The organism is Effusibacillus sp. SKA8 (assembly GCF_058273125.1).
In genome coordinates, this window is record NZ_JBZCSF010000011.1 from 73382 (window position 1) to 96333 (window position 22952).

The 22952-nt window shown below is 53.5% G+C and carries 32 protein-coding genes, 1 other RNA gene and 1 pseudogene; 30 read left to right on the plus strand and 4 right to left on the minus strand.

The window, feature by feature from the left end; genetic code table 11:
* The first annotated feature begins 33 nt into the window (after nt 1-33).
* The 4 genes from rnr (at nt 34) to ssrA (ending at nt 4782) form a co-directional block, all read left to right on the plus strand.
* Nucleotides 34-2358 (plus strand): ribonuclease R, encoded by a 2325-nt coding sequence (rnr, locus tag AC4ED1_RS10310; RefSeq protein WP_490938270.1) that lies wholly within the window; start codon nt 34-36, stop codon nt 2356-2358.
* Nucleotides 2359-2455: 97 nt separating this feature from the next.
* Nucleotides 2456-3718, plus strand: a complete 1263-nt coding sequence (locus AC4ED1_RS10315; protein WP_490938272.1) for a tetratricopeptide repeat protein — start codon at nt 2456-2458, stop codon at nt 3716-3718.
* 140 nt (nt 3719-3858) lie between these two features.
* Nucleotides 3859-4332, plus strand: coding sequence for an SsrA-binding protein SmpB (smpB, locus tag AC4ED1_RS10320; protein ID WP_490938274.1), 474 nt, complete (start codon nt 3859-3861; stop codon nt 4330-4332).
* Between the two features lie 89 nt (nt 4333-4421).
* Nucleotides 4422-4782, plus strand: a transfer-messenger RNA (tmRNA) gene (gene ssrA / locus AC4ED1_RS10325).
* A gap of 19 nt (nt 4783-4801) precedes the next feature.
* On the opposite strand, the gene AC4ED1_RS10330 is transcribed toward ssrA, so the two are convergent.
* The 4 genes from AC4ED1_RS10330 to AC4ED1_RS10345 all read right to left on the minus strand — a co-directional run bounded on the left by AC4ED1_RS10330 (nt 4802) and on the right by AC4ED1_RS10345 (nt 7757).
* Nucleotides 4802-6208 carry a recombinase family protein gene (locus AC4ED1_RS10330; protein WP_490938275.1) on the minus strand — a complete coding sequence of 469 codons (1407 nt, stop codon included), beginning with the start codon at nt 6206-6208 and terminating at the stop codon, nt 4802-4804.
* A gap of 14 nt (nt 6209-6222) precedes the next feature.
* Nucleotides 6223-6648 (minus strand): LexA family protein, encoded by a 426-nt coding sequence (locus AC4ED1_RS10335; protein WP_490938277.1) that lies wholly within the window; start codon nt 6646-6648, stop codon nt 6223-6225.
* Nucleotides 6649-6659: 11 nt separating this feature from the next.
* Nucleotides 6660-7298 carry an ImmA/IrrE family metallo-endopeptidase gene (locus tag AC4ED1_RS10340; RefSeq protein WP_490938279.1) on the minus strand — a complete coding sequence of 213 codons (639 nt, stop codon included), beginning with the start codon at nt 7296-7298 and terminating at the stop codon, nt 6660-6662.
* 66 nt (nt 7299-7364) lie between these two features.
* Nucleotides 7365-7757, minus strand: coding sequence for a helix-turn-helix domain-containing protein (locus AC4ED1_RS10345; RefSeq protein WP_490938281.1), 393 nt, complete (start codon nt 7755-7757; stop codon nt 7365-7367).
* Nucleotides 7758-7914: 157 nt separating this feature from the next.
* Between AC4ED1_RS10345 and AC4ED1_RS10350 the strand changes: the two genes are divergently transcribed.
* The 26 genes and pseudogenes from AC4ED1_RS10350 (at nt 7915) to AC4ED1_RS10475 (ending at nt 22950) form a co-directional block, all read left to right on the plus strand.
* Nucleotides 7915-8160: a helix-turn-helix transcriptional regulator gene (locus AC4ED1_RS10350; protein ID WP_490938283.1), complete on the plus strand. Its 246-nt coding sequence runs from the start codon at nt 7915-7917 to the stop codon at nt 8158-8160.
* Between the two features lie 12 nt (nt 8161-8172).
* Nucleotides 8173-8304, plus strand: coding sequence for a hypothetical protein (locus tag AC4ED1_RS10355; RefSeq protein ID WP_490938285.1), 132 nt, complete (start codon nt 8173-8175; stop codon nt 8302-8304).
* Entirely contained in the window at nt 8301-8495 is a 195-nt protein-coding gene (locus AC4ED1_RS10360) for a hypothetical protein (protein ID WP_490938287.1), read from the plus strand. The genes AC4ED1_RS10355 and AC4ED1_RS10360 overlap by 4 nt, the downstream gene beginning before the upstream one ends.
* A 255-nt stretch (nt 8496-8750) precedes the next feature.
* Nucleotides 8751-9011 carry a hypothetical protein gene (locus tag AC4ED1_RS10365; protein WP_490938288.1) on the plus strand — a complete coding sequence of 87 codons (261 nt, stop codon included), beginning with the start codon at nt 8751-8753 and terminating at the stop codon, nt 9009-9011.
* Nucleotides 9012-9193: 182 nt separating this feature from the next.
* Nucleotides 9194-9481, plus strand: a complete 288-nt coding sequence (locus tag AC4ED1_RS10370; protein WP_490938380.1) for a helix-turn-helix domain-containing protein — start codon at nt 9194-9196, stop codon at nt 9479-9481.
* 209 nt (nt 9482-9690) lie between these two features.
* Nucleotides 9691-10263, plus strand: coding sequence for a host-nuclease inhibitor Gam family protein (locus tag AC4ED1_RS10375; RefSeq protein WP_490938289.1), 573 nt, complete (start codon nt 9691-9693; stop codon nt 10261-10263).
* Complete coding sequence (locus AC4ED1_RS10380) at nt 10263-11105, plus strand: hypothetical protein (RefSeq protein ID WP_490938291.1); 843 nt, start codon at nt 10263-10265, stop codon at nt 11103-11105. Before AC4ED1_RS10375 ends, AC4ED1_RS10380 begins: the two co-directional genes overlap by 1 nt.
* Before the next feature lie 14 nt (nt 11106-11119).
* Nucleotides 11120-11248, plus strand: coding sequence for a hypothetical protein (locus AC4ED1_RS10385; RefSeq protein ID WP_490938292.1), 129 nt, complete (start codon nt 11120-11122; stop codon nt 11246-11248).
* Between the two features lie 34 nt (nt 11249-11282).
* Nucleotides 11283-11540, plus strand: a complete 258-nt coding sequence (locus tag AC4ED1_RS10390) for a LysM peptidoglycan-binding domain-containing protein (RefSeq protein ID WP_490938293.1) — start codon at nt 11283-11285, stop codon at nt 11538-11540.
* Between the two features lie 13 nt (nt 11541-11553).
* A complete protein-coding gene (locus tag AC4ED1_RS10395; RefSeq protein ID WP_490938295.1) occupies nt 11554-12081 on the plus strand; it encodes an HNH endonuclease in 528 nt (175 codons plus the stop codon).
* Nucleotides 12078-13076 carry a DnaD domain-containing protein gene (locus AC4ED1_RS10400; protein WP_490938296.1) on the plus strand — a complete coding sequence of 333 codons (999 nt, stop codon included), beginning with the start codon at nt 12078-12080 and terminating at the stop codon, nt 13074-13076. Before AC4ED1_RS10395 ends, AC4ED1_RS10400 begins: the two co-directional genes overlap by 4 nt.
* Nucleotides 13077-13092: 16 nt before the next feature.
* Nucleotides 13093-13803: an ATP-binding protein gene (locus AC4ED1_RS10405; protein WP_490938297.1), complete on the plus strand. Its 711-nt coding sequence runs from the start codon at nt 13093-13095 to the stop codon at nt 13801-13803.
* Between the two features lie 4 nt (nt 13804-13807).
* Nucleotides 13808-14002 (plus strand): hypothetical protein, encoded by a 195-nt coding sequence (locus AC4ED1_RS10410; RefSeq protein WP_490938299.1) that lies wholly within the window; start codon nt 13808-13810, stop codon nt 14000-14002.
* Complete coding sequence (locus tag AC4ED1_RS10415; protein ID WP_490938301.1) at nt 13999-14775, plus strand: DNA cytosine methyltransferase; 777 nt, start codon at nt 13999-14001, stop codon at nt 14773-14775. The genes AC4ED1_RS10410 and AC4ED1_RS10415 overlap by 4 nt, the downstream gene beginning before the upstream one ends.
* Nucleotides 14776-14969: 194 nt before the next feature.
* Nucleotides 14970-15761 carry a DNA cytosine methyltransferase gene (locus AC4ED1_RS10420; RefSeq protein WP_490938303.1) on the plus strand — a complete coding sequence of 264 codons (792 nt, stop codon included), beginning with the start codon at nt 14970-14972 and terminating at the stop codon, nt 15759-15761.
* Nucleotides 15762-15950: 189 nt separating this feature from the next.
* The gene (locus AC4ED1_RS10425) at nt 15951-16217 is read left to right on the plus strand and encodes a hypothetical protein (protein WP_490938304.1); all 267 of its coding nucleotides are present in this window, start codon (nt 15951-15953) and stop codon (nt 16215-16217) included.
* The gene (locus AC4ED1_RS10430) at nt 16210-16431 is read left to right on the plus strand and encodes a hypothetical protein (protein WP_490938306.1); all 222 of its coding nucleotides are present in this window, start codon (nt 16210-16212) and stop codon (nt 16429-16431) included. Before AC4ED1_RS10425 ends, AC4ED1_RS10430 begins: the two co-directional genes overlap by 8 nt.
* Nucleotides 16394-16981 carry a Holliday junction resolvase RecU gene (locus AC4ED1_RS10435; protein ID WP_490938308.1) on the plus strand — a complete coding sequence of 196 codons (588 nt, stop codon included), beginning with the start codon at nt 16394-16396 and terminating at the stop codon, nt 16979-16981. Before AC4ED1_RS10430 ends, AC4ED1_RS10435 begins: the two co-directional genes overlap by 38 nt.
* A 151-nt stretch (nt 16982-17132) precedes the next feature.
* Nucleotides 17133-17645 (plus strand): DUF5651 domain-containing protein, encoded by a 513-nt coding sequence (locus AC4ED1_RS10440; RefSeq protein WP_490938310.1) that lies wholly within the window; start codon nt 17133-17135, stop codon nt 17643-17645.
* A gap of 50 nt (nt 17646-17695) precedes the next feature.
* A complete protein-coding gene (locus AC4ED1_RS10445) occupies nt 17696-17845 on the plus strand; it encodes a hypothetical protein (RefSeq protein WP_490938312.1) in 150 nt (49 codons plus the stop codon).
* A pseudogene (locus tag AC4ED1_RS10450) lies at nt 17842-18048 on the plus strand (LexA family protein); the annotation flags it as partial. The gene AC4ED1_RS10445 and the pseudogene AC4ED1_RS10450, both read left to right, overlap by 4 nt.
* A 91-nt stretch (nt 18049-18139) precedes the next feature.
* Nucleotides 18140-18772, plus strand: a complete 633-nt coding sequence (locus AC4ED1_RS10455; protein WP_490938314.1) for a hypothetical protein — start codon at nt 18140-18142, stop codon at nt 18770-18772.
* Between the two features lie 4 nt (nt 18773-18776).
* Nucleotides 18777-18974 (plus strand): hypothetical protein, encoded by a 198-nt coding sequence (locus tag AC4ED1_RS10460; protein WP_490938316.1) that lies wholly within the window; start codon nt 18777-18779, stop codon nt 18972-18974.
* A 673-nt stretch (nt 18975-19647) separates the two neighbouring features.
* A complete protein-coding gene (locus AC4ED1_RS10465; RefSeq protein WP_490938318.1) occupies nt 19648-20175 on the plus strand; it encodes a hypothetical protein in 528 nt (175 codons plus the stop codon).
* Complete coding sequence (locus tag AC4ED1_RS10470; protein ID WP_490938320.1) at nt 20141-21469, plus strand: terminase large subunit domain-containing protein; 1329 nt, start codon at nt 20141-20143, stop codon at nt 21467-21469. Before AC4ED1_RS10465 ends, AC4ED1_RS10470 begins: the two co-directional genes overlap by 35 nt.
* Nucleotides 21466-22950 (plus strand): phage portal protein, encoded by a 1485-nt coding sequence (locus tag AC4ED1_RS10475; protein ID WP_490938322.1) that lies wholly within the window; start codon nt 21466-21468, stop codon nt 22948-22950. The genes AC4ED1_RS10470 and AC4ED1_RS10475 overlap by 4 nt, the downstream gene beginning before the upstream one ends.
* The last annotated feature ends 2 nt before the right edge of the window (nt 22951-22952 follow it).

A 22952-nucleotide genomic window follows, 5' to 3' on the forward strand; every position in this document is an offset into this window, starting at 1 on the left:
CAGCACAAGGTATGCGAAAGGAGGTGTGGGAGTGTGGAGCGGCAGCAAATCGTCGATTTTATGAAAGAAAAGTTGTACAAACCGATGAATGTGCTGGAACTGAAAGAAGCGCTCGGCGTTGAGGACGGCGATGAACTGGAGCGATTGGTGCAACTGCTGAATCGCATGGAAGACGAGGGGATCGTCGTACGGACCCGGACCCACCGGTACGGGCTGCCTTCCAAAATGAATCTCGTTGTTGGCCGCTTGCAGGGGAAAGCGAAAGGGTTCGGATTTGTGATTCCGACCGATCCCGGGGAAATCGCCAACGGCGACGTGTACATCAACGCGGGCGACATGAACGGGGCGATGCACGGGGACAAAGTGATTGCACGCGTACATAAAAACGCGGGCATCAACGGACGCCGGGAAGGGGAAATCATCCGGATTCTCGAACGGGTACATAAAACGGTGGTGGGGACGTTTGTTTCCCAGCAGCAATATGCGTTTATCATACCGGACGATCAGCGGCTTGGCATCGAACTGTTCATTCCGGAAGCGGAGTTTAACGGCGCCGCCGACGGTATGAAGGTGGTGGCGGAGATCACCCATTATCCGGAAGGGTGGAAGTCGCTGCAGGGGAAAGTGATTGAAGTGCTCGGCTATCCGGATGAACCGGGAGTTGACATTCTGGCGGTGATCCGGAAACACGGGCTGCCGGAATCGTTCCCGGAGGAAGTCCTGCAGGCTGCCGAAGCGGTACCCGATACCCTGTCGGCAGAAGACCTGAAGGGGCGCAAGGATTTGCGGAGCCGCAAAATGGTGACGATCGACGGCGAAGACGCGAAGGATCTTGACGATGCGGTATCTGTCGAGCGTTTGCCGAACGGAAACATTTTATTGGGCGTCCATATTGCCGACGTGGGTTACTACGTTCGCGAAAATTCCGCTTTGGACAAGGAAGCGTTTAACCGGGGCACGTCCGTCTACCTTGTCGACCGGGTAATCCCGATGCTGCCCCACCGGCTGTCCAACGGAATCTGTTCACTCAACCCGAAGGCGGACCGGTTGACTCTCACCTGCGACATGGAATGGTCGCCCGATATGCAATTGGTGCGCCACGATATTTATCCCAGCGTGATCCGGACCGACGAACGGATGACTTACACAAACGTGCGCAAAATCCTGGTGGACAAGGACCCGGAATTGATTGAGAGATACAAAGAGCTGGTGCCGGATTTTCAATTGATGGAAGAACTCGCGATGAAACTTCGGGAGCGGCGGATGCGCCGCGGCGCGATCGACTTCGATTTCGTCGAGACGAAAATCGTTGTCGACCGGGAAGGCAAGCCGGTTGAGATCAAGAAGCGGGAGCGCTCCATCGCCGAACAAATTATTGAAGAGTTCATGCTGGCAGCCAACGAAACGGTGTCCGAGCACTTTCATTGGCTGAACGTCCCCTTTTTGTACCGGATTCACGAGGAACCGGACGCGGAGCGAATCAGCGATTTTAACGATTTTATTTACAATTTCGGGTATTCGTTGAAAGGGATTGGCAACAGGGTGCATCCAAGAGCGATGCAAAAACTGTTGGAAGAGGTGAAAGGCAAACCGGAAGAGCGGATTGTTTCGACGGTGATGCTGCGTTCGATGAAGCAAGCGAAATATTCCCCCGAACCACTCGGACATTTCGGGCTGGCCGCGGAATATTACAGCCACTTTACGTCGCCGATCCGCCGCTACCCCGATTTGGTGATCCACCGCATCATCCGGGAAGTCATCGCAAACGGAGGTACGTTAAGCCCGCAACGGATGGAAGATTTGCGTTCCCGTTTGCCGGAGATCGCGGAGCATTCCTCCGAGCGGGAGCGTTTGGCCGTCGATGCGGAACGGGAGACCGATCTGGTCAAAAAAGTGGAATACATGGAAGGGAAAATCGGCGAAGAATTCGAAGGGTTCATATCCGGCGTTACGGCTTTCGGAATTTTCGTCGAATTGGACAACTCCATCGAAGGAATGGTGCACGTCTCCTATCTGGAAGACGACTACTACCATCATGACGAAAAGCGGTACGCCCTGATCGGGGAACGAACGGGAAGAACGTTCCGGATCGGTGATAAGGTCAAGGTGCGTGTCGAAGCGGTCAGCAAGGAAAACCGGACGATCGATTTCCGCTTGCTTGCGGGCGGCGAATATCGCGGACTGGGCAGGGGCAAACGGGCGGACAAAGAAGAAAAAGCGAAGGAAGTTCGGGGAAGGGCGGCGGACCTTAAGCAACGGCAGGACAAACCGCAGCGAAAACGCAAACGGCGGGGCAATGCGGCAGTTTTGGCCAAAAGAGCAAGCAGGGCCAGCAAGAAGAAACGATCTAAATTTTGAAAGACCTCCAAGCAAAGAGATTTTATCAATAAATTGCCAATTTTCGCATGTTATGATAGTTTATCATATGAGGGATACTCTACTTGGGGGAGAAATTATGATAGCCTTGGGGGATAAGATTCAACGTCTCCGCGTATGGAGGGGGTTGACGCAGACCGAATTGGCTTCCGGTTTGGTCACACCGAGCATGATTTCACAAATCGAAGGCAACAAAGCGAATCCCTCCACCGAGTTGTTGTTGAGCATCATTCAAAAGTTAGGGGTTTCGGTGGAAACGTTCCTGAAGGACGTTTACCTCGACCTCGGCGGAAGGGGGATGTACCGCTTTGCTCTGGAACTGATGGAACATCAGCAGTACGGGGCGGCTCTGCAGTTTCTCGAACAGCTGGAAGGACGTCCAAACCTGGTGGAATCCGCCGAATTGCTGTATCACGTGGCTGTCTGCCAAAAAAATACCGGAAAGGTTCAAGCAGCGATCGACAAACTCGACCGTGTGTTAAGTTCCATTCAGAGCGGGGAAGATCGGGGATTCACCGCCAAAGTGTTGTATGAAATCGGCGACGCGTACAGTCAGTTGCACAACCACAGCTTTGCAAGCTTTTACCTGCAGAAAGCGGATTCCCTGTTAAAGGAACTGCCGGAAGCGGACCGGATTTTGCGGGCGAACGTGAAAAGCCGGTTAGGCATCGCTTGTTCCCGGCTGGGGAAGCATGAGGAAGCCATCCGTTATCATCAGGCCGCATACGAATTGTATCATCCGGAATATCCGTCCAAAGCCGCCGCGGCATGGATGAATACGGGGATGGAGTACCGGTATCTCGGGGAATACGACAAGGCAAAAAACTGTTATAAACAATCCCTTACCCTGTTTGCCGGACTGCCTGTTGAAAAAAACAGCATTCTGGCCAAGCACAATTATGCCGTCTTATTGAGTTTAACGGCCAAGTACGAACAGGCCCGGCAATTGTTTGAGGAATGTCTGGCCGAATTTAAGGAACACCAATTTTTAGATATGCTGCCAGACGTTTACCATGAAATGGCACAAAACGAACTGAACCGGGGGAACCTTGAACAAGCGAAGGCTTATGCGCTGCAAGGAATGGAAAATGTAAAAGACGACCACTGCGTGCTGCCGCATCTAAAACGGGTGCTTGCGGAGGTTTTATACAAAACCGGTCAGCCGGAAGCGGCCATTCAACACTTGGAACAATCGATTCCGATTTATGAAAAATGCGGTCGTTATGAGGATCTTGTGAAAACGCTGCCGCTTCTGAGCAAGTGTTACCAACAGCTTGGCGATGTCGGCAAAGCGGTGTCCACTCTGGAAAAATCCAAAGCCTACATGAAAAATCTGCTATAAACCGGGTCCGTCAGTTCGACGGGCTTTTTCTATTACGCTTTTTCTGAAGTTTATTTTTGTCACATTTCTGCCGCTCTATTGACGGGGATTCCCGCACTTGTTATAGTAAAGTTTGCTATCGTTGAAGGAGGTGTTCTTGCGTGGCGAAACAGACCGAGGGGCCGAAAGTGTTGGCACAAAACAAAAAAGCGTCCTATGACTATTTCATTGAAGATACGTACGAAGCGGGAATTGTGCTGACCGGGACTGAGATCAAATCGGTCCGCCAGGGCAAGGCCAACCTTCAAGACAGTTTTGCCCGGATTTCAAATGGGGAAGCATGGCTGATCAACATGCACATTTCGCCGTTTGAACAGGGCAACCGGTTCAATGTCGATCCGACGCGCACCCGCAAATTGCTGCTGCACAAAGCGGAAATCATGAAATTGCTGGGACAGACGAAGGAAAAGGGGTATTCCCTGATTCCGCTCAAGCTCTACATCAAAAACGGCTTTTGCAAAGTGCTGCTCGGGCTTGCGAAGGGGAAGAAGAACTACGACAAACGGGAATCCGTCGCGAAACGCGACGCCCAGCGGGAAATGGAACGGGCGCTCCGGGAACGGCAGAAATACTGAACCAAAACCGCTACAAAGTACCGTCGATTTGCGGCGGATTTTATGGTAAACTAATTGATGGAGCGGGGTTTCGTCTCAAATACACTTATGGGGGCGTTTTTGGATTCGACGGGGATTGATCGAGCATGAGTAGCGGGTCGTGGGGCTGCGGACACGTAAAAAACGCGGGCGTAAATATAAACGCAAACAACAAACAACAACTCGCTCTCGCTGCTTAATTGCAGCAGGCCGTCCTATTTCCTATCTCCGGTGTAGGGGATAGGGCGTCATCTTAGCCGGATAGTCCGGCGGCATCGGTCTGCGTGCGCCGGGCGAAATTCAGCGGACTAGCCGATCACCAGCCTGTCCCTCGGCGGGTGTGACGCGAAACTCCAGTAGAGAGGACTGCACCCGGAGAAGCTTGTGTGGCGAGGTCTTCGGACAGGGGTTCGACTCCCCTCGCCTCCACCAAAGTACAGAAAATGAGGTTTTAGACGGTGAGGAGATCGGTGATTTCCCAGCCGTCTTTTCCTTTCAAGATCACGATTTTTTGAAACATGGACTGGATCAATTGCTTTTGTGTTTCGGGTTCGATCAGGTCCCAATCTTCTTTCAAGCTCCTCATCATGTTCCGAAGTTCTTCCACTGGTATTGAAGGTTCCGGTCTGTCTTGCATTTGTTCGTAAAGCGCTCGCATTCGGGCATCTTCTTCTTCGATCAACATCGCATAGTCCTGCGCCGACAACTTGCCATCACCAAGGGCGAGCATCCAATTTTTGCGGCGGCGATTGCTCTTTTCGACTTCTTTCTGGATGTCGGTTTTGGTGTTCCTTTTTTTCGTTTTTTTACTTTGGAACCCGTCGTCGATCAATTGCAAGTGCTCAAATACAAGTTGGTTCAGCATCCGTTCTGAAATGCTCGGCGCATCACAAGTTTTCTTTGCATACTGGTTCAGACACCGATAGCTGCGGTATTCCCGTCCGTTATGCACCGATGTATTGCCGGCGTACGTGGCTCCACACTGTCCGCATTTAACGATGCCACTATACGCATAGGTAAACGACCGTCTGGACATATAACCGGCTGCGCGGCGTGACCGAAATTGCTTGATTCGTTCAAAGTCCTCTTTGCTTACAAGAGGCACATGTTGGCCTTCCGTCAAGATTCGGCTTTCTTCCGGCCAGTGGGCTGGCTTGAAATGGTTATATCCTGCATATGTCGGGTTGGTGAGCACGTTTCGAACGCTTTTGTTATCCCACTTTCCACCTTCTTTGGTGGTCGAGAATTCGTTCATATACTTGGCGATTTTTGTTACGCCCCAACCGCGGTTGAGGTATAGATCGAAAACCTCGCGTACTAGCTTCGCTTCTTCCTCCACAACGACCAGATTGTATTGGTCGTCAAATGTATAACCGAGCGGCGGTCGTGACATGTGTTTTCCGCCTTTTTGCGCTTTTTTGGTGAGTCCTTTAAGGGTTTCCTCCCGCAAATTCTCCAGATAAATCTGCGCCCAGATACCTGAGAAAAAGAGGAATGCTTTCCCCATGGGTGATCGGGTATCAATTTCCTCGGTTCCCTGTGCTGCGATGATCAACCTCACGTCCAGTTTGTTGATGAGTTCCACAAAGGCATACAAATCGCCAAGATTCCGGCTGAGCCTGTCCAATTTGTGAATGAGCAAGGCTTCAAAACGGCCGGCCTTCATGTCGGCGATCATCGCTTGGACGCCAGGTCGTTTGAATGTTTTTCCGCTTACGCCTGGATCCGAGTATACGCGGTACAATTCGAGCCCTTTTCGCTCAAGAAGCTCCATAAGGATATCGTGCTGCGCCTCAAGTGAAAAACCATCCTCTGCTTGCATGTTTGACGAAACGCGAGTGTAAATTGCCGCTCGCAAAGTCACCACTCCTCCTAATGTTCTTCTACATTCGCCGTGACGATATTCGCCATGTCAGCTCTGACGACACCAATCATGACGCCGGTCACGACAAAATCCTCTTTTTCACGTACAATCTCAGGGTACCGATCCCCAGACGTACGGAGGTAAACCGTCTGGTTGAAGATTCCCTCGAGTATCCGGATAACCGCTTCATCCCCGAATTTTAAATAACAGACCTGACTTTCGGTCTGCGGCCAGCGTTGATGGGCAAAGATCAGATAGTCACCCTCACGTATTCCTAGACCTTCGATTCCGTCGTCGGCAACCCTGACAGCAAACCGTGGAAATGGAATATAGGTTGTGACGATCAGACTCTCGCCGGTCTCGTAATCTTCTGCATATTCCGGCGCTATCGTCGATCGATCTCCGAGGATCGGAATTTTGTAATGGTGTTGCATGCTAGTCCACCTCACGAGATAAATTTCGATGTTATATAGCCCCTTCGGGCATGGTAAATATGAACGAGGTTTTCGGCTTTTCGGTCCTTCCGAATATAGAATCCGAACATCTGGGCAACGCGCGGATCCCAACGCTCGACCTTTCTTCCATCCATGAGATTGGTGAATAAACGGCGGACGATCTGGTCGTACCGCCAAGCAGCGAATTCACGGGGAACCTCGAACGTCTCGGCCAAGTATGCAATAGCCTGCTCGGGATACTCCGGAAGCTCGAGATCAGCGACCATAAAAGATGGGATTAGAGCGTACCCTGCAAAATTTTTAACTTGGCTCTCTTGCAACTGGATAAACAATTCCGGCATGCCATCAATCTGACTTCCCTCACTGATCAGACCATGTGCCAGCTCATGCGCGATTTTGACCCGCTGCTCGGGCCAGGATAGGCGGGAGTCGATATACAGCAAGACTTGGTGATCGACAACTGCTGCAAAGCTGGTGGATGGTTCGTAATAAATGGCTTTGACGTTGCATGCGTAGGAGATTCGTTCGATGTCGATGTCCGAAGGCTTTGAAATGCCCAATTCTTGATACAGGACATAAACATCTTCCTCGATCCAAGTAGTGGGTTGGGAGATCAGCGATTTTAACACCCCGGTTTCCTCCTCTCAAAATCAAACATATGTTCGTATTTTAGGGTAAAAGAAATAGCCATACGGCTATTTTTTCTTTTTGCGACGCGCCCGGTCCCAGGCTGATTCCTTCAGTTCTCCCTTATTATCTTCGGAGTCTTTCACAATTCGGTGCCAGTACTTCATAACCTCGGCTTTCTTCTCTTCGGGTGCAGAAAGGAAATCATCGAGGAAGATTTTTACTTCAGGTGAAAGCTCATTGGCTTGTCCGAGGTCTGGATCGGTGCGGCCTTTTACCAAATAATCAACGGTTACTCCAAAATAATCGGCGAGTCTCCGAACCGTCGCAATGTCTGGTTCATTTTCGCCAGTTTCATATTTAGCGTATGTAGAACGATTTATGTTGAGGTCCTCGGAGAGTTTTTCTTGAGTGACCCTTTTTTGTTTTCGACATTCTTTAAGTCGGTGCCCTAAATCCACGGGACGCACCCCCTTGTACAACTTAATTATATGTGATTGTACATCACATAAAAATGTTTGTTCTGAAAAATACCAAAAACATATTGACTGTGATGTTACAGAACATTATAATGTGATTAAACAGAACAAAATTGATTCAGAAAGAAGGTGGTGAACAATGAAACGAAGACAATGGCTCATTGACATCAGAAATCAACTGGGATTAACCCAAGAACAAATGGCTGAAAGAGCTGGTGTCGAACGATCCACTTACACAAAAGCGGAAAATGGAAGTTCTGTAAGGATTGAAACTGCAAAGAAGATCGCTTCAGCCGTGAATTGTCATTGGACTCTTTTTTTTGACACCAATTGTGACGAAACAGGACAATTGGAAAACGAGAACAAACAATCCGAGAGTGCGTAGGGGGTGAACCGCATGGAAAAGAAGGCCGTGAAAAAGGTTTCAGCGGTGGTTCACACGTCCAAGTTGCCGCGCGAGATCTTGGAAAAAGCATACCGCGAGATCCAAGCCAAAAAATCGCAGTCTGAGAAAGGTGAAACGGCATGACTGAATCACGAACGCTGCGCATCTGGAACTTGCCCGATGATCAACATCAGCGCCTGGTGGAGATCGCGGTCGAGCACACCAAACTGGCGGCCGAGTTCGGCCGGAGCGATACGCCGGAGGCCCGGAAGGCGGAAATCTGGCGGCGGATCGAGGAACTGAGGGCCGAGCGGGTAGAGATTTTGGGGGAGTGACCGCCGAAAGGCGGCGCGGACAAGCCTTGAAAGGGGGTGAAGCCAAGATGGATATACAAATCAACAAAGTCCAATGTGGTCACTGCGAAAACTTTTTCTATGAGATAGACGACTGTGAGCTGGGACAATGTCCGCATTGCGACGCAGATTTCTCCTTTTGTTGCAAGGCTTTCATTGAAGAGAGTCATATCGTTGTGCTTGAGATCGACTTCCAGACCGGAAGGTTGAGGCTCGTGTAGGAGGAGGTGAAACTGGATGAACGTGATCACAGGTCATTGGTTGGCGCTATCGAAAGAAACCCGCCTGTTGATGTTGCAGGCAGTGGCCGAGATGCAAAAGCTCCGGCGGGCGGTGGGACAAGCTTTGAAAGGGGGGATCGCGTTGGATAAGCCGGAAACCTGCCCGTCCTGCCGGGAGACGGTTCCGCTGATCGAAGTCAAAAACCCGTACATCCGGCAGTTCTTTCGGAAGCTTTGCCGCAGGTGCCTTTACGACGAGATGGAGAGGAGTAACTGACCGCCCGGTGTGGGGCCGAGCGGCCGCGATGAGGGGGTGATGTTCGAGAGGAGAAGTGCGAGGGGTTGAGTTTTGCGAGGAGGTTGGTGCGGGGTACGGTTCAACTATACCAAGTGTTTCCATCATAAGAAAGCAACTGATTATGCGGATTTAACATAAGGGGGTGAGTGTGAAACGTGGCGATGTGGGGAAAAGAACAGGGCGATCTTTTGAGGTTTGCCAGGAAGCGGAAGGGGCTGACGCAACAAGAACTTGGGAAACTGTTGCCGCTTGATCAGGGGCATGTGTCGCGAATCGAAAATGGCTTGGAGGAACCTGGACTTAGCGTGTTACTTAGGTGGACTGAAATTACGGATGCGCGGGATCTCCTGGCCATCATCATCGAGGCGCAGGAGGAACACCGGCGTCTGATGCAGATGAAACTCATGTTTGAGCATATGAAAACCATGTTCCAGCAGGTTGGAGCCTAAAGGAGGGATTGGTGTGAACGTTCAGGTGAAGATTTGGCGTTCGCTGTCGATGGATCAGAGGTTGATTCTGCTGCAAGCAGAGGCGTTTATGCAGTGGATGCGGAGGCAGACAAAGAAAACAGCCTGATCGTGAGCGGACGAGTCAGGCACTACGGTAAAGGATTCACGGACAGTATACCACATCTCAACTGAAAAATGGAGGAGATCATATGAACGCTCTGATGCAACAGGAGCTGGATTCCATCCAAGGACTTTTGGAAGCGGAAGAAACGGAAACTCTGGAAAACGCGCGGGAACGCTTCCGCGTGGAAATCCTCGAGCAAGCCACCTGGTGCCTGCGGAAGATCGCCGCGATCAAGGCGCAGGCGAACGAAGTGAAAGCGGTGGCCGAGGCTGAGATCCAGCGGATTCAACAGTGGTATGAGAAGGAGACGGAAAAGCTGCAGCGTTCCATCGACTTCTTCACTGGGCTGCTTCAGGAGTACCACATGAATGAACTGGCTAAGGATCCGAAACGGAAGACGATCAGCACGCCATATGGGAAGCTGACGTTTCGCAAGGCGCCGGCTAAGTGGGAATACGACGAGGAGCGGTTGCTGGCCTGGCTGAAGCAGAACGGATATGCGGGATATATCCGTGTGAAAGAGGAGCCTATGAAAGCCGAACTCAAAAAGGTACTTCAGCCAGTAAATGGCCGAGTGGTTGACGAGAACGGACAAGTAGTCGAAGGAATTACCGTCATCGAGCAGCCGGATCGGTTCAGCGTGGAGGTGGATGCGTAATGGCGAGCCATCTCCAAGTCGTCGAGAGCCAACAGCAACCGGTCACGATTGAATATGTGCCCTCGGTGGCCATAACGCTAGAGCAGGCGGCAGAGAACCTGCGCAAGCTCGACCAGATCCGGCAGCGAATCATGCGCCAGGGAACGGACTACGACGTAATCCCCGGCACCCCGAAACCGACGCTGTTGAAGCCAGGAGCCGAGCGACTGCTGCAATTTTTCGGCTTGGGGCACCGCGTCGAGTGCGTGCACAAGGTCGAAGATTGGGACAATGGGTTTTTCTACTACGTCTACCGGGCGACGGTGATTAAGCAGTACCCCACGCACACCATCGTGGTGGCCGAGTGTGAGGGCAGTGCAAATAGCAAGGAAAAGCGCTACCGCAACCAGGACGTTTTCAGCATTGTGAACACGCTGCAGAAAATGGCCATAAAACGGGCTCTTGTCGGAGCCACGTTGCAAGCGACCGGGACAAGCGGGTTCTTCACGCAGGATCTGGACGACATGGATCTGGACGTTTCGCAGCCGCAAAGTGGTGGCGGTGAACCGCGCAAGCCGGCCGGCAAGCAAGCTGCCGAAACCAAGGCGCCACATCCGAAAGCACAGGTTGTCGAGCTGATGCGTCAGCTCGGATTCGACTGGAACGCGCTGGCGGAAGTTGCATCGGACGTTCTCGGTAGGCAGGTTAAAAAGGTCATTTCCGACATCAAGACCCCGGAAGAATGGCAGGCGGTTGCAAATGTACTCTCGCAGATGCTCGCTGGCCGGAGTGAACAGCAGGCGGCGGACGGGCCAGTCACTGAACCGGAGCCGGAGATTCCACTGGATGATCTTCCATTCTGAGGAGGGATCTGCCGATGGGCCTGATCGAGGTCTTGTGTGATGCGGATCTCGCAGCCTGCTACGACGGATTCGAGCGGTTGCGGGAGGCCGTGACGATCGCACGGTGTCTGGAGCTGTACGAGGAAGCGGAGGGGGCGGCTTAGGTCGCCCCGAAATGGTGGAAGGGAGCGGCGGGGAGTGAGAAAAGCAGCTTATATTTTTATACCGCTTGCGATTGGCACACTTTGCCTATTCTATCTCTATCCAAGCGAGGCTAAAACTATTCGTCCGGTCGGCGAAAAAATCCACATCGTCCAGCCAGTGGACACCCTCTGGGGTATCGCGCAGGCGAATTATCCGGAGCGGGATCCGCGCGAGATAGTATGTCGGATCAAGAAGCTGAACGGGCTGGAGGATGCGAGATTGCAAATTGGGCAGATGTTGAAGTTGCCGTGAAAGGGTGAAGGTGATGGCGCACAAGGTTTATATCAGTAGCGATATGAGTGTGGATGGAAGATTGATTGATGTTGCGGAGCAGAGTCCTGAAGCTGCTTTATTGTGGCCTTGGATCCTGACCGTGTTCGATGACTGGGGGCGGGCTGAGGCCTCCCCCAAACGCCTCAAGGCCATTGTGTTTCCAGCAATCAGCACGGTGAGCGTTGAAAAGATAGAGGCGGCTCTTCAGCTCTATGCAAAGGTCGGTCTCATTCGGTTTGCGGAAGTGAACGGCAATACAGTTATTGAGTGTGTGGATTGGCTCCAATCGCAATATGGCGGGCGAATACCTTCAGCCGATTGGAAACGGGTCAGGAAGGCTATATTTAAGCGCGACGATTACACCTGCCAATACTGCGGAAAGCGTGGTGGTGACCTTGAGTGCGACCACGTTATTCCCGTGAGCCGCGGCGGTGCAAACGATATCGAAAACTTGGTTACGGCCTGCAAGGAATGTAACCGGAAAAAAGCGGCCAAGACGGCAGAGGAGTGGCTGGGATGAGCCGTAAGCGGTATATCAGCACGGAAATATCCCTTTCGGGAAAGGTTGAGGAACTAGCCAGCCGTGCTGGCGAGTATGCAGTCATCCTCTGGACATGGATGATTCCGCACCTGGACGACTGGGGACGGATGGAGGGAGATCCCGATAAGGTCTTCTTTACCGTGACGCCGCGGTTCGCATTCCTCGGTCGAAAGCCAGAGGACGCCGAAAAGGCACTTCAGGCCATGGACGAACTTGGTCTCATTACGTGGTATGAGGTTGACGGTCGTCGCTACATCCAGGTAAACACTGATACTTTCTATGCTCTTCAGTCTTACATTCCGAAGGCAAAGCGGGACGAAGACAAGTCTGCGTATCCACCGCCACCGTCGTCAGGTGTAGAGCCTGAGACAAGTAACGAGGTAATCCGCAATATGTCGCGGAGTAGATCTGATATCCGTAAAGTACAGCAGAGTAGCGCAGTGTGCGATTCTGCGCTATCAAGTGTACCTTCACCTTCACTTTCACCTTCACCTTCTATATCTTCTTCTGCTGCTTCTACTACGCGCACGCGCGAGGAGGACGATTCGGTCCATCATTCGCCGGTTCGCGAAACACTTTATGCCGCCCACGAAAGGGTGTTTGGATTCGGCTGCAATCCACATCAAGCTGAAATCCTCGGCTCTTACGTGCACGATGGGATGGACGAGGCGGTTGTCATTCGCGCATTGGAGAGAGCGGCAGCAAACGGGACAGGGTACAGTTTCCCGTTAATCCAAAAAATCCTGAACGATTACGTGGCAGCGGGCGTGACAACGCTCCAACAGGCAGAAGCCTTCGACAACGAATTCGAACGTCGACGATCCGCGCAACCACGTGCAAAACCGAGGAGGGTGAACTATGCAGGGGATCAAGGAGATACTCGAACGCCTGGAGCAGAGAGCTCTGGAGGCAAAATCTCATACGGATACTACGACCAGTTCCCAGGACTCATCAAAACAGTGTCCGATCTGTGAGGACACTGAGTTCATCGTGGATGGGTGGACGGCCAAACCGTGTCCATGCGCAGAACAAAAGCGTCTGTATCGCCGGATGAAAAACGCCATGATTCCGGAAGAATTTGCAGACGCCCGTCTCGATACCTACTTGATCAAAAATCCAGTGCAGAAACTGATGCGGGATGCAATCGAGCAGTATCTTGAGGAGTTTGACGAGATCCAGAACCAGTCGCACAACAGCCTCGGGTTTATCGCTGCGTTTGGGGAACAGAAAATCCGGGAGATACGGGACTATCGGCAGCGGGCTGAAGTCAAGCGCAAGCACAACAACTTTGGTTTGGGCAAGACTCATTTGCAAGTGGCGGCCGCTAAAGAGCTTATCCACCGCGGATATAGCGTATTGATCGTGTCCGACGTGGTGTTCATGGAGGACCTTTCAAGAGCGCGTGGCTACGACGACGAGGGCGAGGCAATCAATCGACTGCTGGGGGCTGCGATCCAGGCGGATGTGCTTGTTTGGGACGACATCGGCAAGGCAAAGGTCAGCGAGTTCCGTCGGGACATGTACTACCAGGTGATCAACGAGCGGTACCGGGCGCGTCGGCCGATCATGTTCTCGAGCAACGAGGACATGGAGACACTGACGGAGAAGATCGGGGACGCGGCGGCCAGCAGGCTTTTCGGGATGGCTAAGGGCCGGCTTTACGTGGTCGAGGGGCCGGACTATCGACTGGTAGGGGCGTGAGCTTATGGCAGACATGAAACAGAGTTTGCAACTGCGTCTGATCAAGACTTTCAGCCTGTTGCAGTGTAGTCGCAGCCGGCAGATGGACATTATCGAGCAGGCGCTTGGCGTTCGGAAGAACATTACGGCGATGAACGTGGACGAGCTGAACCGGGTACTGTACGAGATCAACGGTAACCAGGAAGGGGTGGCGGTGTGATATTCAAGGCGCTTCACTTGTTTTGCGGCATAGGCGGTGGGGCTCTCGGTTTCCAAAATGCGCGGGAGGAGTACCGCGGAGTAGTCGGCCGGATCGAGACGCTTTGTGGCATCGATGCGGATCCGGAGGCGTGCGCCGATTTTGAGCGGATCACCGGCGCGCCGGCCGTTCAGATGGACTTGTTTAGCCTGGAGCAATACCGTGATTTCCACGGTCATGAACCACCAGAGGATTGGCAAGAGGCCATGCCCTACGACATCTGGCGGGCGACAGGCGGGGAAACACCGGACATAGTGTTTACGTCGCCGCCGTGCAAAGGATTCTCCGGACTGCTGCCGGAGAAAAGCGCCCGGTCGCGGAAATACCAGGCGTTGAACCAACTGACGGTTCGAGGTATCCGCTTGGTGCTGGAAGCCTTTGAACACGATTTGCCGGCGCTGATCATTCTTGAAAACGTACCGCGAATCACCACGCGTGGCGCCGCGCTGTTGCAGCAAATCAAAGACTTACTCAAACGTCACGGTTACGCGATGCATGAAGGATACCACGATTGCGGCGAGATCGGCGGGCTGGCTCAACACCGGAAGCGGTACCTGCTGATCGCCCGAAACGAGCGTAAGGTGATGCCGTTTGTCTACCACCCGCCGAAAAAAAGCGGGTACGTACGATCGGAGAAGTTGTGGGACCGCTGCCGTTGCCAGACGATCCGGCCGGCGGGCCAATGCACAAGTTACCTCGTCTGCAGTGGAAAACATGGGTCAGGTTGGCATTGATCCCGGCCGGCGGCGACTGGCGGGATCTGGAGAAGATCCCATGGTGGCAGTACCGGATCACTCACATGCCGCGCAAAGGCGCAATGGCCGTCGGCAAATGGGACCAGCCGAGCGGTGCTGTTACTGGGGCCGCGGGGTTTGGGCGGAGCAACGGCGTCCAGGCCGTCGCCGATCCGCGCCTGACGCTGGAGAGCATGTACCCAAGTGGATACGGGGTGCAGGAGTGGGAAAAGCCAGCGCTGACCATCCGAGTGTCCGGCCGGATTATGAACGCACCGGTTTCGATCGCAGGTCCCAGACTGCCGGAGCGAGAAAACCGGCATCCGGGAGTGTACCGTATCGAGCGTTTCGAAGAGCCGGCCCCCTGTGTCACTGGTACGCGATTCGGTAGCGGTGCTCCCGCCATCAGCGACCCACGTACCGGGTTCAAGAAGGACACGCACGGAGCCATCTACCGCGTGATGCGTTACGACGATCCTGCGAACACAGTTACGGGCGCGGCCCGGCCGAACAACGGTGCCCCTTGCATCGCTGATCCTCGACTCGGCTGCTCACCACGATCCGGTACGCTGGGGGTTCAGTGTTGGGACGAGCCCGCAAAGACCGTGATCGGCAGCGGAGACATCCACGCCGGAGCAGCGGCGGTTGCCGATCCGCGGATTCCTGGCGATACCGAACGGGACGTGTGGGTGATCATCGCAGAGGACGGAACCTGGCACCGGCCACTGACAACATACGAGTTGGCCATTCTGCAGGGGTTCCCGACACATCTGGCCGACGGCACACCGTTTGAACTTGTCGGCAGCAATGACGCCAAGTGGCGGGAACGGATCGGGAACGCAGTCCCACCGGCGGCCGCCCAGGCGATTGCTGAGACGATGTTGCGCACGCTGATGGCCAACCGCATGAACGAGTGGCTGATGTCGGGGGAGGACATTTGGGTAGCACCGGAGACGGAAGGCGAAGCGGTGGAGATGCTGCAGTGAATTTGTATCGGAGGAAGTCGAGGGGAGAGGAATGACACGGCTGTATGTGCAGGTGCTCTGCGAACGCTGCGGCCAGCCGCATGGAGCCGCAACTGGGCAGTATTTTGGGAGTTTCATTAGGTGACGAGGACATCCGGAAGGGGCTTTGTCTTACGTGTGAGATCGAATCGAGAAAAGGAGGGCTGGCTGATGCCAAAATGCCGGGGATGCGGGGCTGAAATTGATTGGATTCGGACGAAAAACGGCAAAAGCATACCGGTGGATCCGGACGAGGTATCGGTGGAGGTCGGGGCTCTGGAACCGGACACATGTGTGGTGACAGATAGCGGCAGCGTCCTGTGGGGGCGGCATTACACAGGCGGCGAGATCAACGGGTACATCGTGACGGGGCGAATCTCCCACTTCGTAACCTGTCCGGCGGCGGAGCGGTTTCGGAGGTCGAGGGCACATGCCTAGTGGCATCATCATGGGCGAATGCCCAATCTGTACTGAGCTTGTGTGGGAAGATGAATGGGACTTCACGGACGAACTTGGCATTGTGCATGAAAAATGTTTGGCATCGAACGTTTTGGCGAGAATCGAGCAGGGAAACATCGTCATGCTAGTCATACGCAAGCCGAAGGAGGTAGACGATGCGGATCAGCCAAGCGAACCGCGGCATGGCGTTTGAGCAGCTGATCGAATCCGCAAACGCTCAGTATCTTGCCAGGGGATGGGCGACCATTCAAAAGGTCGCCACTCCGTGGAAAGTGATTCGCCGAGGAAAACAGATCGTGTCTGCATTCCCAGAGAAAAAATCGACCGTCGATTTCGTCGGGGTGTTCAATGGCCGTGCCATAGCATTCGATGCGAAATCCACCAGGGAGCGGACACGCTTTGAGTTGGCACAAGTGGAGCCGCATCAGGTCGATTTCCTACGGCGCTGGCAAGACAACGGTGGGATTGCGTTCCTGCTGATAGAGTTCGCTGTGCTTCATGAGGTATATGCGATGCCGTTCCGGGAATTCGAGAAATGGTGGATGGGACGGATGCAAGGCGGCCGCCAAAGTATCCCCATTCAGGAAATCCGTCTTTCGTGCGACCGCGTGGAACCGAACCATGGGATTGCGTTGGATTACTTAAAGGCGGTGGTATCATGGCAAAAACAAAGCGGAAACCGAGGTGGTACTTGTTGCACCGAAAAGTGCGCGGACGAGATGTGTTTATCTATGAGCCGTTGAAGCGGTACGAACGGAAATCGAGGCTCAAACGCGGTTGGCGGTTGATCGTTCAGGGGGCGATTGCATGGGACTTCATAGAGAAATGAACCGGATGATGAAAAATTCTGGGGAACAAAAACGGCTGTAAATGGCAAATAGGAGGTTTTCGGGCGTGGCTGTGAAGACGTACATGAACCGGCACGAGCGAACCAACTTCATTTTCCTTGTGTCACTTTTGGCGAAGGCAAACGAGATCATCGAAGAGATCGAAAAGCATGGCGGAGATAAAACGATGGTCCGCTATCTCAAAACGGGTTCAACGTGGATCGGAAAAGCACTCAGACACTGGAGCGAACAGGTAGACGAATACACAAACGAGCAAATCTATCGGGAGGCAGAGCGGTACACTACGGCACTGATTTTCCACCGCGACGCCGAAAAACATACGCTAGAGATGATGAAGAAAGACAGGGAGATGCGGGCGAAAGTCGCAGAGGAAATGGGACTTGATCCAATCCACGACCTGACGGAACTGGTGCTGGCAGCAGTCTGTCGGAAATGTGACGGGAAAATCAGTGAGCGGTGTGCGGTGTATGACACGTTAGATGCGCTTCGGGTACCGGAATGGGACGATCATCCGCTGTGTAAGTATGCAGGGTGCGGGGTGGTGGAGAATGCAAGTTGAACTGGCAAAACTAAATCAAGCTGGATACTAACGAGAGGAGGAAACGATCTATGCGCAGATGGAGAATCAAATACGAAAGCGGAATCCAGCAGGTCGTAGAGGCATCCGGCGTGCGGGAAGCATGGTACCGAGGGGACGAACTGAGAAAAGCACAGCCCGGGCTCGGGCGGATCGTGAGTGTTGTGGAGGTGCGGGGATGATGAAATTGACTGATCGCGAACAGGAAATCTTGGATTTCATTAAGAGTTATATCAGCACTAAAGGATACCCGCCATCCATGCGGGAGATCGCGAAGGGCGTTTGGCTGGCGTCGAGTTCCAGTGCACATAAATATCTGACTAGACTGGAGAAAAAAGGGGCGATCCACCGGGATCCGGCGACTCCTCGAGGGATTCAGGTGTTGATCTGAAAAAATGCCCCGGTTCTCTTTTGGGGGAGAGGGCCGGGGCTAACGGATGTTCCTATTGCCCATTATAGCACAAGGGGTGATGGGAATGGTTGAGATTTTGCTAGATAAACAACAGTGCATAGAAACAATTTGCGCCAAATGCCCTGGTACTCTGTGGGGCGAAAAAAGCGTTTGTAGGATTCACGGGAAATCCGTCGGTCAAATTGAGAATTGCCAAGAGTGGGGGAAATTCACACCGACCGGTCTCAAAGACCACGGTGGCCAGCTTGCGTTGTTCGATATTGAGCCAGCTATCGAAATTGTCCAACGGGTGGAGGAGGAGCTGAAGGACTATCACTGGATGGTCAAGGAAATCGATCGCATCAAGGATCTCCTGAAAGAAGCCGGTGAGGGGGCAGTCAGGCAATATGGTGTCGAGAATGGGCAAAAGCCTGTTGGACTGAATAGCGATCCGGTCCACCGTGAGGTGGCCCGACGGGAGCGGTACTGGAAGCGGCTTGAGAAGCTAGAAGCCAAGGTGAAGCGAATCGAGACCGCGCTGGAAAAGATCCAGGACGAGAAGGAGCGAACCGTGCTGGAGTGCATTCTCGATGGCGTTCGGATGAATATGATCGCTCGGCATGTAGGGGTGTCGCGGCAGCGGCTGAATGAAATCAAGCGGGACATCGTGAAGCGATTGGCTTGGGAAATGTACGGGGATGAATTGAAGGGGGCATAGGGTTTTGAAAACATGCTGGAAAGGTAGAGGTGATGTGTTAATGGATATTGGGAATCGGGATCAATTACAAGCCGCTTTGCGGGATATGGCAATTGCCTGCTGGGATTATTTCGAGAGATTGAAACAACAAGGGTTCAATGAAAATCAGGCGTTAATTTTAGTGGCTTCATGGCAGGCAGCAATTTTTCAGAACGGAAAATGATGTCACTATGAGGTTTACATTTCTGACAAAATGGACAAAAGTTTACACTTCTGACAAAATGGACGTTTTTTGCGGGCAGTATCCCGGGAGCATACAATGATTGTGCAGAGATTGGTTCATCCCTCTGTTTCTCTTCCTCCTTCGCCGGTTCTGCCCGGCGTTGGTTACTTGGGGCGCGCGTTAGGATTGTCGTGTATCCTGGCAGTCCGCTCCCTGGCCTCTGCGGTCGGGCGAGTTAAGCGCGCGTCTCCGGGTGACGAACGCTTGGCGGAACCGCTGTGTGGCGGATCATCTTTTGGGCTAATGTTGAGCATCAAGATAGCTTGATCGACATAGGATAAGCAAATGGAAACGCCGTTGTCGGTGCTGCTACGTACGTACCGGTGACGCTGCGAGATAGAGGCAAGGCACCGGAAGTGGGTGCCACGACCGCCAGCGTGCTTGGGGCTGGTGTTCTTTTGTTTGGAGACGGATAGGGCGGTGATGAGATGACGAAAAAGAAAGCGGCGGTGAAACCTCATCCCTGCACAGGATGCATCTGGAAGAGTGATGCGGGGACGAAGGTTGTGTGCCCGTTTACCAAGTGTACCAAGGAAAATGGATGGCGAGCAGGTGCGTAACGGTAACACCAGTGACAGTAACAAGCGTAACGGTAACAGGGAGGTGGCCTTGTATGCCGGCTGGATATTCCGCCCGATGCCGGGTGTGTAACTCGGCATACCGGGCTGAAATCGAAAAGTGGTGCAAGAAAGAGGGATTGAGTCCACGAGCGGCGTCGGCGCGGTTACTGGAACAATACCAGGAGAAGATCAGCCACAAGTCGATATGGCAGCATATGACGGAACATTTCGACGTCCGTGCCGAGGCCCGCGAACAATATCAGCGTAGTCAGGAACAGATGCGGCAACTGGCTGAGAAGCGCGTTTCCGATATAGAGATGCTTGATGACATCGCTTTAGGGTGCTTTGAACTCAACCATGCTGCCAGGGTGTGGTTGAATGATTTGGTCGAGCAGCGGAACCCAAAAATCCCGAAATCGCTGGTCGACCTGGTTTCAACGACAGCCGCCGAGGTACGGCAGCATCTGAAAGTTAAGCAGGATCTACTCGGTGAAAATCCGGCAAACGATATCGCGGATGCGCTACGCGCCTTGTGGGGCGAAGACAATGCTGACAACGAGACAGAAACAACGCCTGATTGAGACGCTGCACAAGGCACGCCGTGATAAAGTGTTTTTCGCCCGTGCGTTCTTCGGGATCGAACTTGGCGGCAAGCAGATCGACGCCGTGAACCTCGCGGGACGCGTCAATGTGAAGGTGGCTGGTCGGCGCTTCGGGAAGTCGACGACGACGCTGGTGGACGTGGTGCATGAGTGCGCCACGAAGGCCAAGCAGCAATGGTACATCACCGGACCGTCTATTGACCAAGCGAAAATCTATTTCCAAGAGTTCGAGCAGCGGGCAGGAGAAAACCCGCTGCTTTCGGTTTTGGTCAAGGACTTCAAGTGGAGTCCGTTCCCGGAAGTCGTTCTGGTCAACGATTCAAAGATCATGGGCCGATCGACGGCGCGTGACGGCGTATACCTGCGCGGGAAAGGAGCGCATGGTGTGGCCATTACCGAGGCCGCGTTTGTCAAAGACCGTGTATACCATGATGTCATCCGTGCAATGGTGCTTGACCGAAACGGTGTCATACGATTGGAGAGCACTCCGAACGGGCATAACTACTTCTTCAAACTATACCAAGAAGGGTTGAACGATTTCACCGGCTATTATCGTGCGATGCATGCCACGGCTTTCGACAACCCGCGACTTGATCCAGACGAACTTGAACGGATCCGCCGCGAAGTACCGGAATTGGCGTGGCGCATCGAATACCTGGCCGAATTCGTTGAGGATGACACGTTCATCTTCCCGTGGTCGGTCCTCGTAGAAGTGTTCGACGATTACGAACCGCAAAAGGCACCTGGGAACGGCCACCGGTACGCGATCGGCGTAGACCTTGCGAAATACCAAGACTACACTGTCATCGTTGTTCTTGACGTCACACGGGCCCCATACAAACTGGCCGAATGGCATCGGTACCAAGGGAAGCTTTACACCGATGTCGCGGCACATGTCAATGAACTTCAGGAGAAATACCAGGCGCGCGTTTACCTGGATGCGACGGGAGTTGGTGATCCGGTCGCGGAGCAGGTACGGAACTGCGAGCCTTTCGTATTTTCGGAACGCACGCGTCAGGAGCTCATCAGCAACCTGACCGTGCTGATTCAGCAGAAGCGGCTTTGTCTGCCGTCGTCCTGGACTGTACTGAGGGATGAGCTCCGGTACTTCCGGAACGTTCGCCGCGGGCTAAAGGTTCGGCCAGAGGCGGCGGAAGGGTATAACGACGATACTGTCATGGCTTTGGCGCTGGTTTGCTGGTCGGTAAAGCCTGGTCGTGAGCCTTTGCCTGAAGACGTCCGAAACTTGTTCAAGGGGGTGAGCATGGTTTGAGCAAAACGACGATACGAAAGCAGAGCTGGTTCTGGCGAGTGATCGGTGAAATCAGCATGTTGCGTACTTCCGGTTTGCAAGCGTTTGGCTTTTTCGCCCCATATACGCTCGACAGCAGCCGGGTGGACTACACCCTGGCCAGGGAGCTGTACCGGAATACGAACGATAGGTACAAGCTCGGGTCCGGGTTCGCGAAGCCTATAGTAAACACGACAGCCGGCTTCATGGGAGAACCGCACTTCACACATGCGGATCCGGAAGCGGATCAGGAGTTGGAACGGGCGTTTTCCAAATGGACAGGGAAAGTTCTCCGCATCAATCGGAACACGCTCCGGGATGGAGACGTGTTCGCTCGGATTGCGTTGATGCCGAGCCGGTTCAAGCCCGATGAGCAGCAGTTTAATTTGATGCTAACGCCTCCGGAATGGGTAACGCCGATCGTCGATCCGCTCACGGGTGGATGGCAACAGGTCATTATCCGGCATCCGGTGGTGGTGACCGACGCTAATGGCCGTAAGCAACAGGACTACACGATCATCGAAACGATCACCCCAACGCAGAGAACCATTGAGGCGGACGGACGGGCGCCGGCGGAGATCCGGGCCCAGAACCGGACGGAACCGAACCCGTGGGGATTCATCCCCATCGTCCATTTCCGGAATGAGGCTGAAGAAAACCAGCTCTTCGGTCTGAGCGACCTGGAACCGGTAGAACCGTTCATGAAAGCGTACCATGATGTTATGCTGTTCGCAGTCCAGGGGTCGAAATTGTTCAGCCGTCCGAAAGCGAAGTTCAAACTCAATGACGTCCAGAAGTTCTTGAGCGACAACTTTTCTCCGGAAGAGATCAAAGCCGGACGGCTGAAGTTTGCCGAGAAAGAAATCTTTCTGCTGCAGGATCAAGACGACGCCGCATTCATTACCGCCGACAGCGGACTCCAGGGAATCACAACGCTCCTGGAATTTATCTTTATGTGCATCGTTGACGTCTCTGAAACACCTGAATTCGCATTCGGTACGGCGGTTGCCAGCTCAAAAGCATCCGTTAGTGAGCAGATGGTCCCGTTGTCTCGGAAAATCCGGCGTAAGCGTGGGCAGTTCGAAGAGTATTACTCCGAGCTGGCGAGCATGTACCTGGCCATGTGGGCGCAGGTCGAGAACCGAACGCTTGACACCTACCACGTTGATGTCGGATGGGATGAGATATCGCCTCGAAACGACAAGGAAGTGGCAGAAACCGTAAAGACACTGGTCGAAGGGCTTGCCCAAGCAGTGGAAGGCGGCCTGATGTCCGTTGACGCCGCGGCCGAGTTCCTGCGCGAATTCGTCCCATCCATGTTGCCGTGGGTGGATCCGGATGCGGACGACGACGAACGCCGCAGGGTGGCGAAGACGTTCCAAACGCTCTCCAGGTTGCGGGACGGAGAAGGGCTGGACGGAGCAAGTGACAATCAGCCGGACGGACTTGGCCAGGAGGAATGATG